9 protein-coding genes are annotated in these 13,341 nt (G+C 71.7%); 6 read left to right on the top strand and 3 right to left on the bottom strand.

Features of this window, described 5'->3' with window-relative positions; translation table 11 throughout:
• Nucleotides 1-116: 116 nt before the first annotated feature.
• From ACLQ2N_RS19330 to ACLQ2N_RS19320, 3 genes are all read left to right on the top strand, one after another.
• Nucleotides 117-851, top strand: a complete 735-nt coding sequence (locus ACLQ2N_RS19330; protein WP_425814601.1) for a VIT1/CCC1 transporter family protein — start codon at nucleotides 117-119, stop codon at nucleotides 849-851.
• 425 nt (nucleotides 852-1,276) lie between these two features.
• The gene (gene gltB, locus ACLQ2N_RS19325; RefSeq protein ID WP_425814599.1) at nucleotides 1,277-5,836 is read left to right on the top strand and encodes a glutamate synthase large subunit; all 4,560 of its coding nucleotides are present in this window, start codon (nucleotides 1,277-1,279) and stop codon (nucleotides 5,834-5,836) included.
• Nucleotides 5,829-7,289 carry a glutamate synthase subunit beta gene (locus ACLQ2N_RS19320; protein WP_425814597.1) on the top strand — a complete coding sequence of 487 codons (1,461 nt, stop codon included), beginning with the start codon at nucleotides 5,829-5,831 and terminating at the stop codon, nucleotides 7,287-7,289. Before gltB ends, ACLQ2N_RS19320 begins: the two co-directional genes overlap by 8 nt.
• Nucleotides 7,290-7,408: 119 nt before the next feature.
• Here the strand turns inward: ACLQ2N_RS19320 and ACLQ2N_RS19315 are convergent, their stop codons facing one another.
• A complete protein-coding gene (locus ACLQ2N_RS19315) occupies nucleotides 7,409-8,629 on the bottom strand; it encodes an SLC13 family permease (protein WP_425814595.1) in 1,221 nt (406 codons plus the stop codon).
• A gap of 41 nt (nucleotides 8,630-8,670) precedes the next feature.
• Nucleotides 8,671-9,594: a rhomboid family intramembrane serine protease gene (locus tag ACLQ2N_RS19310; protein ID WP_425814593.1), complete on the bottom strand. Its 924-nt coding sequence runs from the start codon at nucleotides 9,592-9,594 to the stop codon at nucleotides 8,671-8,673.
• Between the two features lie 185 nt (nucleotides 9,595-9,779).
• Between ACLQ2N_RS19310 and ACLQ2N_RS19305 the strand changes: the two genes are divergently transcribed.
• The 3 genes from ACLQ2N_RS19305 (at nucleotide 9,780) to ACLQ2N_RS19295 (ending at nucleotide 12,302) form a co-directional block, all read left to right on the top strand.
• A complete protein-coding gene (locus ACLQ2N_RS19305; RefSeq protein WP_425814591.1) occupies nucleotides 9,780-10,265 on the top strand; it encodes a pyridoxamine 5'-phosphate oxidase family protein in 486 nt (161 codons plus the stop codon).
• Between the two features lie 206 nt (nucleotides 10,266-10,471).
• A complete protein-coding gene (locus ACLQ2N_RS19300) occupies nucleotides 10,472-10,675 on the top strand; it encodes a cold-shock protein (protein WP_018104519.1) in 204 nt (67 codons plus the stop codon).
• 88 nt (nucleotides 10,676-10,763) lie between these two features.
• On the top strand, nucleotides 10,764-12,302 hold the full coding sequence (locus ACLQ2N_RS19295) for a DEAD/DEAH box helicase (RefSeq protein WP_425814589.1): 1,539 nt from the start codon (nucleotides 10,764-10,766) through the stop codon (nucleotides 12,300-12,302).
• An 89-nt stretch (nucleotides 12,303-12,391) separates the two neighbouring features.
• On the opposite strand, the gene ACLQ2N_RS19290 is transcribed toward ACLQ2N_RS19295, so the two are convergent.
• Nucleotides 12,392-13,276 (bottom strand): hypothetical protein, encoded by an 885-nt coding sequence (locus ACLQ2N_RS19290; RefSeq protein ID WP_425814587.1) that lies wholly within the window; start codon nucleotides 13,274-13,276, stop codon nucleotides 12,392-12,394.
• Nucleotides 13,277-13,341: the final 65 nt, after the last annotated feature.

Here is a 13,341-nt window from a genome sequence, read left to right as displayed (position 1 = left end):
GGCCTGCCTTGCTGGCAGGAGCGATTTTTCGTGCGTACTTTCGAGGGTGTCGAGCGAGTGCGGGCGGGCAGGAGGCCCGTCTCCGGGGAACTCGGACCAGGGGAGAGGGGCACGTCGTGGCCATCATCGAGACCGACGCCGTACTGCACGAGGCGCACCGGGACAACCACACCCACCGCGACGTCAACGGCGGCTGGCTGCGACCCGCGGTCTTCGGCGCGATGGACGGACTCGTCTCCAACCTGGCGCTGATGACCGGCGTCGCCGGCGGCGACGTCTCGCACCGCACCATCGTCATCACCGGCCTCGCCGGACTGGCCGCCGGCGCCTTCTCCATGGCGGCCGGCGAGTACACCTCCGTGGCCTCCCAGCGCGAGCTGGTCGAGGCCGAGCTGGACGTCGAGCGGCGCGAGCTGCGCAAGCACCCCGTGGACGAGGAGCGGGAGCTCGCCGCGCTCTACGAGTCCCGGGGCGTCGAGCCCGCGCTCGCCCGCGAGGTCGCCCGCCAGCTCTCGCGCGACCCCGAGCAGGCCCTCGAGATCCACGCCCGCGAGGAGCTGGGCATCGACCCGGGCGACCTGCCCTCCCCCCTGGTGGCGGCCGTCTCCTCGTTCGGCGCCTTCGCGCTGGGGGCCCTGCTGCCCGTGTTGCCGTTCCTGCTGGGCGCCGACGCGCTGTGGCCGGCCGTGCTCCTGGCGCTGGCCGGACTGTTCGGCTGCGGCGCGGTGGTGGCCCGGGTGACCGCCCGCAGCTGGTGGTTCAGCGGACTGCGCCAGCTGGCGCTGGGCGGCACTGCCGCCGCGATCACGTACGGCCTGGGCGCCCTGTTCGGCGTGGCCGTGGGCGGCTGACCCCCGGCCGCTTCTCCCTCAGGCTTCTGCCGCGTAACGGGCCGGTTCACGCAATCGGCCCGTTACGCGTACGCCACGCGTGTGACGTACGTCTTGGTCCGGGCCTCTGGGCGCGACCGCGCCGCGCACCGTAAAATGAGTCCCTATGCAGGGCTGCACATAAGTAGCCACTACCCGGCGGTTTCGTTTTCTCCGCCACCGGGCATGAGCCGTAGACACCGCGGGCAACGACGCCTGCTCTCCGCGTCTCCCGGGCGCCGATCCTCCGACAGCGACCCACTCCACCGTCGTCGACGGTGTCCGCATGTTGGAATGGTTCATCCGCTTTTTGAGAAGCGCCCCATCATGTAATCTGCACGAAATTTCGCAGAGGGCCAACGTCGTCCCTCGGCACTGCATATGCCACGACGACGACGGGAGAGCCGATGCGCACCGACGCCTGGTCGCCCATGGACGGTCGCCCCGCCCCCCAGGGGATGTACGACCCCCGCAACGAGCACGACGCCTGTGGCGTGGGGTTCGTAGCCACTCTGACCGGTGTGCCCGGCCACGAGATGGTCGAGCAGGCGCTGACCGTGCTCCGCAACCTCGAACACCGCGGTGCCACCGGCTCGGAGCCCGACTCCGGTGACGGCGCCGGCATCCTGCTCCAGGTCCCGGACGCGTTCCTGCGTGCCGAGGTCCCCTTCACGCTCCCCGAGGCCGGTGCCTACGCCGTCGGCATCGCCTTCCTGCCCGCCGACGACTCCACCGGCGCCGTCGGCGAACTGGAGAAGATCGCCGGCGAGGAGGGCCTCACGGTCCTCGGCTGGCGCGAGGTCCCGGTCACCCCGGACATCCTCGGCAACGGCGCCCGCGCCACCATGCCCGAGTTCCGCCAGCTCTTCGTCGCCGACGGCGAGAGCACGGGCATCGCGCTGGACCGCAAGGCGTTCCTGCTGCGCAAGCGCGCCGAGCGCGAGGCCGGGGTCTACTTCCCGTCGCTCTCCGCCCGCACCATCGTCTACAAGGGCATGCTCACCACCGGTCAGCTGGAGCCCTTCTTCCCGGACCTCTCCGACCCCCGGTTCGCCACCGCGGTCGCCCTGGTCCACTCCCGCTTCTCGACCAACACCTTCCCGAGCTGGCCGCTCGCCCACCCGTACCGCTTCGTCGCGCACAACGGCGAGATCAACACGGTCAAGGGCAACCGGAACTGGATGAAGGCCCGCGAGTCCCAGCTCGCCTCCGGCCTCTTCGGCGACGCGCCGCTCGACCGGATCTTCCCCGTCTGCACCCCGGACGCCTCCGACTCCGCCTCCTTCGACGAGGTCCTGGAGCTGCTCCACCTCGGCGGCCGCTCCCTGCCGCACTCGGTGCTGATGATGGTCCCCGAGGCGTGGGAGAACCACGACTCCATGGACCCGGCCCGCCGCGCGTTCTACCAGTACCACTCCGCGATGATGGAGCCCTGGGACGGCCCGGCCTGTGTCACCTTCACCGACGGCGTCCAGGTCGGCGCGGTCCTCGACCGCAACGGTCTGCGCCCCGGCCGCTACTGGGTCACCGACGACGGCCTCGTCGTGCTGTCCTCCGAGGTCGGCGTCCTGGACATCGACCCGGCCAAGGTCGTCCGCAAGGGCCGCCTGCAGCCCGGCCGCATGTTCCTCGTGGACACCGCCGAGCACCGCATCATCGAGGACGACGAGATCAAGGCGTCCCTCGCCGCCGAGCACCCCTACCAGGAGTGGCTGGAGACCGGCGAGATCGAGCTGGAGGACCTCCCCGAGCGGGAGCACATCGTCCACACGCACGCCTCCGTCACCCGCCGCCAGCAGACCTTCGGGTACACCGAGGAGGAGCTGCGCGTCATCCTCGCCCCGATGGCCCGCACCGGCGGCGAGCCCCTGGGCTCCATGGGCACCGACTCGCCGATCGCCGCGCTCTCGGCCCGCCCCCGGCTGCTGTTCGACTACTTCACCCAGCTGTTCGCGCAGGTCACCAACCCGCCGCTGGACGCCATCCGCGAGGAGCTCGTCACCTCGCTGCGCTCCGTGCTCGGCCCCTCGGGCAACCTCCTGGAGCCGAACGCCGCGTCCTGCCGCAGCGTCGCGCTGCCCTTCCCGGTGATCGACAACGACGAGCTGGCCAAGCTCATACACATCAACGCCGACGGCGACATGCCGGGCATGAAGGCCGCCACGCTCTCCGGCCTCTACCGGGTGCACGGCGGCGGCGACGCGCTGGCCGCCCGCATCGAGGAGATCTGTGCCGAGGTCGACGCCGCCATCGAGGACGGCGCCCGCCTGATCGTCCTCTCCGACCGGCACTCCGACGCCGAGCACGCGCCGATCCCCTCGCTGCTGCTCACCTCCGCCGTCCATCACCACCTCATCCGCACCAAGCAGCGCACCCAGGTGGGCCTGCTGGTCGAGGCCGGTGACGTCCGCGAGGTCCACCACGTCGCGCTGCTGATCGGCTACGGCGCCGCCGCGGTCAACCCGTACCTGGCCATGGAGTCCGTCGAGGACCTGGTCCGCGCCGGCACCTTCATCGAGGGCATCGAGGCCGAGCAGGCCATCCGCAACCTGATCCACGCGCTCGGCAAGGGCGTCCTCAAGGTCATGTCCAAGATGGGCATCTCCACGGTCGCCTCCTACCGCGGCGCCCAGGTCTTCGAGGCGGTCGGCCTCGACCAGTCCTTCGTGGACCGCTACTTCAACGGCACCGCCACCAAGATCGGCGGCGCCGGCCTCGACGTCGTCGCCCAGGAGGTCGCCGCCCGGCACACCAAGGGCTACCCCGCCTCGGGCATCTCCGCCTCGCACCGCGCGCTGGAGATCGGCGGCGAGTACCAGTGGCGCCGCGAGGGCGAGCCGCACCTGTTCGACCCGGAGACGGTCTTCCGCCTCCAGCACGCCACCCGCAACCGCCGGTACGACATCTTCAAGAAGTACACGGACCGGGTGAACGAGCAGTCCGAGCGGCTGATGACGCTCCGCGGCCTGTTCGGCTTCACGTCGGACCGCCCCTCGATCGACATCGAGGAGGTCGAGCCCGTCTCGGAGATCGTCAAGCGCTTCTCCACCGGCGCCATGTCCTACGGCTCCATCTCGCGCGAGGCCCACGAGACCCTCGCCATCGCGATGAACCAGCTGGGCGGCAAGTCCAACACCGGTGAGGGCGGCGAGGACGCCGACCGGCTCTACGATCCGGCCCGCCGCTCGTCCATCAAGCAGGTCGCCTCCGGCCGCTTCGGTGTCACCAGCGAGTACCTGGTCAACGCGGACGACATCCAGATCAAGATGGCCCAGGGCGCCAAGCCCGGCGAGGGCGGCCAGCTGCCCGGCCACAAGGTCTACCCGTGGGTCGCCAAGACCCGGCACTCCACCCCGGGCGTCGGCCTCATCTCCCCGCCGCCGCACCACGACATCTACTCCATCGAGGACCTGGCTCAGCTGATCCACGACCTCAAGAACGCCAACCCGCAGGCCCGCATCCACGTGAAGCTGGTCTCCGAGGTCGGCGTCGGGACGGTCGCGGCGGGCGTCTCCAAGGCGCACGCGGACGTGGTCCTCATCTCCGGCCACGACGGCGGCACGGGCGCGTCCCCCCTCACGAGCCTCAAGCACGCGGGCGGCCCCTGGGAGCTCGGCCTCGCCGAGACCCAGCAGACCCTGCTGCTCAACGGCCTGCGCGACCGCATCGTCGTGCAGACCGACGGCCAGCTCAAGACCGGCCGCGACGTCGTCATCGCCGCGCTGCTCGGCGCCGAGGAGTTCGGTTTCGCGACCGCGCCGCTCGTCGTCTCCGGCTGCGTCATGATGCGCGTCTGCCACCTCGACACCTGCCCCGTCGGCATCGCCACCCAGAACCCGGTGCTGCGCGACCGCTTCTCCGGCAAGGCCGAGTACGTCGTCAACTTCTTCGAGTTCATCGCGCAGGAGGTCCGCGAGCTCCTCGCCGAGCTCGGCTTCCGCACGATCGAGGAGGCCGTCGGCCACGCCGAGCTGCTCGACACCGACCGGGCCGTCACCCACTGGAAGGCCCAGGGCCTCGACCTCGCCCCGCTGTTCTACGTCCCGGAGCTCCCCGAAGGCGCGGTCCGGTACCGGAACACCGAGCAGGACCACGCCCTCGACAAGGCCCTCGACAACGAGCTGATCAAGCTCGCCGCCGACGCCCTCAAGGCCGAAAGCCCCGAGGCCGCCCAGCCGGTCCGCGCGCAGATCGCGATCCGCAACATCAACCGGACCGTCGGCACGATGCTCGGCCACGAGGTCACGAAGAAGTTCGGCGGTGCGGGCCTGCCCCAGGACACCATCGACATCACCTTCACCGGCTCCGCGGGCCAGTCCTTCGGCGCCTTCCTGCCCAGCGGTGTCACCCTGCGCCTGGAGGGCGACGCCAACGACTACGTCGGCAAGGGCCTGTCCGGCGGGCGCGTCGTCGTCCGCCCCGACCGCGGCGCCGACCACCTCGCCGAGTACTCCACCATCGCGGGCAACACCATCGCCTACGGCGCCACCGGCGGCGAACTGTTCCTCCGCGGCCGCACCGGTGAGCGGTTCTGCGTCCGCAACTCCGGCGCCACCGTCGTCTCCGAGGGCGTGGGCGACCACGGCTGCGAGTACATGACCGGCGGCCACGCCGTGGTGCTCGGCGAGACCGGGCGCAACTTCGCGGCCGGCATGTCCGGCGGTGTCGCGTACGTCATCGACCTCGACCGCGACAACGTCAACGCCGGCAACCTCGGCGCGATCGAGGAGCTGACCGGCACCGACAAGCAGTGGCTGCACGACGTCGTGCGCCGCCACCAGGAGGAGACCGGCTCCACCGTCGCCGGGAAGCTCCTCGCCGAGTGGGACACCGCGGTGGCCCGCTTCAGCAAGATCATCCCGTCCACCTACAAGGCAGTGCTCGCCGCCAAGGACGCCGCTGAGCTCGCCGGTCTCTCCGAGCAGGAGACCACCGAGAAGATGATGGAGGCGGCGACCAATGGCTGACCCCAAGGGCTTCCTGACCACCGGCCGCGAGGTCGCGCAGACCCGCCCCGTGGGCGAGCGCGTCAAGGACTGGAACGAGGTCTACGTTCCCGGCTCGCTGCTCCCGATCATCAGCAAGCAGGCCGGCCGCTGCATGGACTGCGGCATCCCGTTCTGCCACAACGGCTGCCCGCTCGGAAACCTCATCCCCGAGTGGAACGACTACGCCTACCGCGAGGACTGGACCGCCGCATCCGAGCGGCTGCACGCCACGAACAACTTCCCGGAGTTCACCGGGCGGCTGTGCCCGGCCCCCTGCGAGTCGGCGTGCGTGCTCGGCATCAACCAGCCGGCCGTCACCATCAAGAACGTCGAGGTCTCGATCATCGACCAGGCGTGGGACCGCGGCGATGTCACCCCGCAGCCGCCCGAGCGCCTCTCCGGCAAGACCGTCGCCGTCATCGGCTCCGGACCGGCCGGCCTCGCCGCCGCCCAGCAGCTCACCCGGGCCGGCCACACGGTCGCCGTCTACGAGCGCGCGGACCGCATCGGGGGCCTCCTCCGCTACGGCATCCCCGAGTTCAAGATGGAGAAGTCGCACATCAACCGCCGCATCGAGCAGATGCGCGCGGAGGGCACCAAGTTCCGCACCGAGACCGAGATCGGCCGGGACATCGACGCCGCGAAGCTGCGCCGCCGCTACGACGCCGTGGTCATCGCCGCCGGTGCCACCGTCTCGCGCGACCTGCCCGTCCCGGGCCGGGAGCTGAACGGCGTGCACTTCGCGATGGAGTACCTGCCGCTCGCCAACAAGGTGCAGGAGGGCGACCTGACGGTCTCCCCGATCACCGCCGAGGGCAAGCACGTCGTCGTCATCGGCGGCGGCGACACCGGCGCCGACTGCGTCGGCACCGCGCACCGCCAGGGCGCCCTGTCCGTCACCCAGCTGGAGATCATGCCCCGGCCGGGCGAGGAGCGGAACGCCAACCAGCCCTGGCCGACCTTCCCCATGCTCTACAAGGTCACCTCCGCGCACGAGGAGGGCGGCGAGCGGGTCTACTCCGTCTCGACCACCCACTTCGAGGGCGACGAGGACGGCAACGTCCAGGCCCTCCACCTGGTCGAGGTGGAGTTCAAGGACGGTAAGCTGGAGCAGAAGCCCGGCACCGAGCGGGTCATCCCCGCGCAGCTGGTCACGCTCGCGATGGGCTTCACCGGCACCGACCAGGCCAACGGTCTGGTCCAGCAGTTCGGTCTGGAGCTCGACGCACGGGGCAACATCGCCCGTGACGAGGACTACGCGACCAACGTCGACGGCGTCTTCGTCGCCGGGGACGCGGGCCGCGGCCAGTCCCTCATCGTGTGGGCCATCGCCGAGGGCCGCTCCGCGGCACGCGGCGTGGACCGCTTCCTGACCGGAGCCAGCGCCCTGCCGGCCCCGATCCGCCCGACGGACCGTGCCCTGACGGTCTGACACGGCACACAGACGTCCCGCACAACGGCGTGCGGAACTGAACGCGGCGCCTGCCCGTCCCCGACCGGACGAATTCGGCAGGCGCCGTGGCGCGTCCGGGGGCAGGCGGTGCCGGGGGCTCAGGCGGTCAGCGCCAGCGCACAGGTCGCCGCCGCCGTCGCCGTCACCGCGAGCACCAGGCCGGTCAGCGCGAAGCGCCGTACGCCGATGCGCGTCCCCTGGAACCGGCACCGCTCGAACCACAGCAGCGTCGCCAGCGACCCCCACGGGGTGACCAGCGGGCCCGCGTTCACCCCGATCAGCAGGGCCAGCAGCTGATGGTGGTTGCCCGCCGGGACGACCGCCTCGCCCGCCACGTACGCCGGAAGGTTGTTCAGCACGTTGGCGAGCCCCGCGCCCACCCCGGCGGTACGCAGCATGCCGCCGAGGCCGTCGTCCGTGCCGAGCGCCCGCACCAGCACCTCGTGCAGCCCGTGCGCGTTGACCGTCTCCACCACCAGGAACATCCCCGGCACCAGGACCAGCAGCCGCCACGGGACCAGCGAGAGCCGCAGCTCCCCGCGCCGCCGCACCGCGTACGCCACCACCACGACCAGCATCGCCACCAGCGAGGCCGACCACAGCGGCACGTCCACCACCAGGATCGCCAGCAGGAACCCGGCGCACGCCGCCGAGCACACGCCCAGCAGCACCCGGTCCCCGGGCGACGGCACCGGCGGCGGGGTGTACGTATCGGCACCCCGGCGCCCCCGGCGCCAGTAGAACACCCACAGGCACAGGGCGGTCGTCCCGATCGCGGCCAGCTGCGGCAGCCACATCACACCGGCCAGACCGGCCGGGGACAGCGCCACCCGGTCCGCCGCCAGCAGATTGGTCAGATTCGACACGGGCAGCAGCAGGCTCGCCGTGTTGGCCAGCCACACCGTCGTCATCGCCAGCGGCACCGCCGCGATGCCCACCCGCCCGGCCAGCGCCAGCATCACCGGGGTGAGCAGCACGGCCGTGGTGTCCAGGTTCAGGGTGATCGTGGTCAGCGAGGCGAACGCCACGCACAGCCCGAACAGCAGCGGATACCGCCCCCGCCCGGCCCGCGCCACCCACGCCGCGACCACGTCGAAGACCTGGGCCCGGCCCGCCAGCTCCGCCAGCACGATCACCGTCGCCAGGAACGCGAGCAGCGGCCCGAGGCGCCGCAGCTGGTCCTCGGCCGGCCCGGCGGGCAGCAGCCCGGTCGCCGCCGCGATCACTCCGAGCAGGAGCAGCCCTCCGGCCAGCCAGTCCAGGGGATGCAGCCGCCGCACCAGGGCACGCGAGCGCTCCGTGAAGTGATCGTTCCGCATGCGGGTCATCGTGTCAGACCGGGGCACCCCGGCCCGCCCGCTCAGCCCGTCAGCGCCGACGTCTTGAGGACCACCAGCAGCACCAGCACCGCCGCCAGCACCACGCACCCGGCCGCCTGCACCGCCGTACGCCGCCCGGCGGGGGCGTACGCGTACACGACGGTCACCGCCGCACCGGTCAGCAGGCCGCCCAGGTGGCCCTCCCAGGACGTGAAGGCCGCCGAGAGCAGCATCCACACCAGGAACCCGGCCAGGAAGCTGTTGACCGCCTGCATGTCCCGGCCCAGGCGCCGGCTGATGACGTAGAACGCGGCGGCCAGACCGAAGACCGCGCCCGAGGCCCCCACCACCTCGTCCGACGGCGAGATCAGGTACACCAGCACCGAGCCGCCCAGCGCGGACAGCAGATACAGCGCGAGGAAGCGGGCCCGGCCCAGCTGCTCCTCGACGACCCGGCCGAGATTCCACAGGGCGTACATGTTGAACGCGATGTGCAGCACCCCGAACGGCAGCGACCCGAACGACGAGCCGTCCGGCGGCAGATGGAGGAAGGCCCCGGTCAGCAGCCGGTACCACTCGCCGTCCACCACCCCGACGACGTCGAACCCGGTGTGGCCCCCGGGCTGGTAGAAGTACCGCCCGCCGTCCGCGTCGGTGAGCACGGCCCCTGTCATCGCGAACCGGCCGACCACCCCCGGGCGTATCAGCTCCGCCAGGTACGCCAGGAGGTTGAGGCCGATCAGCGTGTACGTGACGACCGGCACCGCGGTCCGCGACACGGTCCCGCCGAACGCGGTCCTGGCCTGCCGGACCGAGCGCCGCCCCTCCCTGACGCACTCCACGCACTGGTGGCCGACCGCCGCCTCCCGCATGCAGTCCGGGCAGATGAAGCGCTCGCAGCGGACGCAGCTCACATACGTCTCGTACGAGGGATGGCGGTAACACGCGGTGGCGGCGGCCTCCATGGCCGGCTCCTTCGTCTGTACGGGATCGGGGCCGGTGGGGGTCGGCGGCGATCAAGATAGCGAACGCGCGGCGGCGGCCCCGACCCGGGCTCCGCACCCGCGGCGGGCACCCGAACGGGTGGGCCGGAGCGGGTCGGCCGGAAAACCGGACAGAGGGTGACGGGATTAACCGGTTCCATGGCCTCATGACCACGATCACCTGGACCGACTTCCGCACCGCCGAACCCGGCTTCGCCGACACCGTGCGACGGAGGTTCGCGCAGTACAAGCACCACGTCCTCGCCACCCTCCGCAAGGACGGATCGCCCCGGCTCACCGGCCTGGAGGTGGACTTCTGGGAGGACGAGCCGCACCTGGGCATGATGCCGAACTCCCGCAAGGCCCTCGACCTGCGCCGCGACCCCCGCTTCTGCGTGCACGCCAACCCCGGGCCGGACGCCGAGATGGCCGACGGGGACGTCCGGATCTCCGGGCGCGCCGTCGAGGTGACCGACCCCGCCGTCCTCGCCCGCTTCATCGAGGAGCGCACCCCGCCCGAGCCCTTCCACCTGTTCCGCGTCGAGCCCACCGAGGTGGTAAGGGTCGGCCTGGAGGGCGGTGACACCATCGTCCTCACCACCTGGCGCCCCGGCCGCCCGCTGCGCACGATCCGCAGGGGCAACGACGGCTGATCGGGTGTGCCTCCCGACATCCGGCGGCAGGTCGTGCTACGGTTGTCGTGTTGCAGTTTTGGTACCCATGAACTTTATGTGCGCCTGACGGAATGCTTCGTCAGGCGCTTTATTGTTTTCCGGCTTTCTCCGGATGGGGCTCAATGCGGCGACTTGGAATTCGTAAAGTGCGAATTTCCGGCACTGCACCTCCTTAGGAGAACGACATGGCTACTGGAACCGTGAAGTGGTTCAACTCTGAAAAGGGCTTCGGCTTCATCGAGCAGGACGGCGGCGGCGCCGACGTCTTCGCCCACTACTCGAACATCAACGCCCAGGGCTTCCGTGAGCTCGTCGAGGGCCAGAAGGTCAGCTTCGACGTCACGCAGGGCCAGAAGGGCCCGCAGGCGGAGAACATCGTCCCGGCCTAATTTTCGCCGGACGCGTACCTCGCAGCCGGGGCCCGCACCGTCAAGGTGCGGGCCCCGGCTCGTGCTGTCCCAGGAGGACAATCCCGATATGACCCGCTCCGAACGCCAGGACCGTCCCGCCCGCAACCGCCCGTCCAGGGCGCGCGGCACGGACCGGGCACAGGCAACCGCACAGGGTTCCGGCAAGGGAACCGGAAAGGCGTCGCCCCGTCGCAGGGCCACGCCGCCGCAGGGCGAATTCGCGCTGCCCGAGACCATCACCCCCGCACTGCCCGCCGTCGAGGCGTTCGCCGAGCTGGACATGCCCGCCGCCCTGCTGAAGACCCTTGCCGCGCAGGGCGTGACCGAGCCGTTCCCGATCCAGGGCGCCACGCTGCCCAACTCGCTGGCCGGCCGCGACATCCTCGGCCGGGGCCGCACCGGCTCCGGCAAGACCCTCGCCTTCGGCCTCGCGCTCCTGGCCCGCACCGCCGGCCGCCGCGCCGAACCGAAGGCGCCCCTCGCCCTCGTCCTCGTCCCGACCCGCGAGCTCGCCCAGCAGGTCACCGACGCGCTGACCCCGTACGCCACCTCGGTCAACCTGCGCCTGGCCACCGTCGTCGGCGGCATGTCGATCACCCGGCAGTCCGCCACGCTGCGGCGCGGCGCCGAGGTGCTGGTCGCGACCCCGGGCCGGCTCAAGGACCTCATCGAGCGCGGGGACTGCCGGCTGGACCAGGTCGCGATCACGGTCCTGGACGAGGCCGACCAGATGGCCGACATGGGCTTCATGCCCCAGGTCACCGCGCTGCTCAGGCAGGTCGAGGCGGACGGCCAGCGGATGCTGTTCTCGGCGACCCTGGACAAGAACATCGACCGCCTGGTCAAGATGTTCCTCACCGACCCCGTCGTGCACTCGGTCGACCCGTCCGCCGGTGCGGTCACCACCATGGAGCACCACGTCCTCCATGTCCTGGACGAGACCGACAAGAAGGCCGTCGCGACCCGGATCGCCGCCCGCGAGGGGCGCGTGATCATGTTCGTGGACACCAAGCGCGCGGCGGACCGCTTCGCCAAGCGGCTTCTCGCCAGCGGTGTACGCGCTGCCGCGCTGCACGGCGGGCGCTCGCAGCCGCAGCGCAACCGGACCCTGGACCAGTTCAAGAACGGCCAGGTCACCGCCCTCGTCGCGACGAACGTGGCGGCCCGGGGCATCCACGTGGACGACCTCGACCTGGTCGTCAACGTGGACCCGCCCACCGACCACAAGGACTACCTCCACCGAGGCGGCCGCACCGCCCGTGCCGGGGAGTCCGGCAGCGTCGTCACCCTGGTGCTGCCCGACGAGAAGCGGGACATGACCCGCCTGATGCGCGACGCCGGCATCGATCCGCGCACCACCCGGATCCGCTCCAGCGACGAGGAACTGTCCCGCATCACGGGCGCCCGCGAACCGTCCGGAGTCGCGGTGGTCATAGAGGTCCCGCAGCCGGCCCAGCCGAAGCCGCGCACGCGGCCGGCGGGCACGGGCACCCGCTCCGGCAGCCGCGGCCGGGGCCGGGGGACCGGCGCGTCCCGCAGCACCGGCGCGTCCCGCAGCACCGGTGCCTCCAGGGGCACCGCGCAGCGCAGCCGCCGCGCCGCGTGACACTCCCGGGGGCCGCTGCGCCGGACCCCCGCTCCTCAATCGCCGGAGGGGCTTGATTTCGCCCCTCCGGCGCCGTGGACAGTGACCGCTCACGTCGTGCAGTCCAGCACCGCGCGACACAGCGCACACCGCACCCGCACCCGCCCCCGCACCGGAACCCGGTTCCACTGGTGGCAGACCGGGCACGGGAACGCCACCCGCAACCCGTCCCCGCCCGCCTCGAAGGTGTACGCGCCCCCGGGCACCCCGGACACCGACCGCCGGTCCCGGGCATAGCGCCGCCGCCCCGCCCACCCCGCAGCCGTCAGCGGCGCCCGCGCCGCATCCCGCAGCGCCCGCGCCCGGCCCTCCGTGTACGCGGTGTACGCCTGCGGACTGGTGAACCACGGCGAGGGGTCCTCGCCGAACACCAGCGCCCGCTTGGCCAGCACGTACCCGAACTCCTCCGGCGTCAGGTACCCCAGCTTCTGGCTGGACGTCGCGTCCTCGCGGAACGCGTCCAGCAGCAGCCACCCCGCCCCGAGGTACGCCGCCGCCGTGTCCGTGAGGATCTCGTTGTCGCGCGTGCCGGGGAACTCCAGGCCCAGCCGGTGCAGCAGCACATGCGCGACCTCGTGCGACAGGGCCGCGCCGATGTCCCGGCGATGGGTGCGGAAGCGGTCGTTCAGCTCCACGAAGTACTCCGGCCCCGACGCGAGTTCGACGCTCCCCGCGTGCTCCATGGACCGGAACGCCACGATCACCCGGGCGTCCGGCAGCCGGTAGTGGTGCACCATCGCCCGCGCCACCCGCTGCGCGCCCAGGTGCAGATCGTCCGCGTCGGCGAACGCGGCGTCGGCCGGGGCCAGGCTCGGCGCGAACCGCTGGACGCCGTCGGCCGACAGCCGCCGGTACAGCGCGGTGATCGCCGAGCGGACCGTGTCCAGATGCGGGAACCCGTGCTCGACCGGGCTGCGGCGGGGGCTGTCCGGCATCTGCGTACCTCCGCTCCTCGCTCCGGGCCCGACTCCTCACCCATGGAGACGGGGGAGGGCGCCCC

It is taken from the genome of Streptomyces sp. DT224, assembly GCF_049844595.1.
Taxonomy (GTDB): domain Bacteria; phylum Actinomycetota; class Actinomycetes; order Streptomycetales; family Streptomycetaceae; genus Streptomyces.
Note: the sequence above shows the minus strand (reverse complement) of the source record. Positions and strands in the feature narration are given on the sequence as shown.

Coding starts and splice junctions, on each gene's coding strand:
- gltB (WP_425814599.1), top strand. CDS start 1,277: ATGCGCACCGACGCCTGGTCGCCCATGGACGGTCGCCCCGCCCCCCAG.
- ACLQ2N_RS19320 (WP_425814597.1), top strand. CDS start 5,829: ATGGCTGACCCCAAGGGCTTCCTGACCACCGGCCGCGAGGTCGCGCAG.
- ACLQ2N_RS19315 (WP_425814595.1), bottom strand. CDS start 8,629: ATGCGGAACGATCACTTCACGGAGCGCTCGCGTGCCCTGGTGCGGCGG.
- ACLQ2N_RS19310 (WP_425814593.1), bottom strand. CDS start 9,594: ATGGAGGCCGCCGCCACCGCGTGTTACCGCCATCCCTCGTACGAGACG.
- ACLQ2N_RS19305 (WP_425814591.1), top strand. CDS start 9,780: ATGACCACGATCACCTGGACCGACTTCCGCACCGCCGAACCCGGCTTC.
- ACLQ2N_RS19300 (WP_018104519.1), top strand. CDS start 10,472: ATGGCTACTGGAACCGTGAAGTGGTTCAACTCTGAAAAGGGCTTCGGC.
- ACLQ2N_RS19295 (WP_425814589.1), top strand. CDS start 10,764: ATGACCCGCTCCGAACGCCAGGACCGTCCCGCCCGCAACCGCCCGTCC.
- ACLQ2N_RS19290 (WP_425814587.1), bottom strand. CDS start 13,276: ATGCCGGACAGCCCCCGCCGCAGCCCGGTCGAGCACGGGTTCCCGCAT.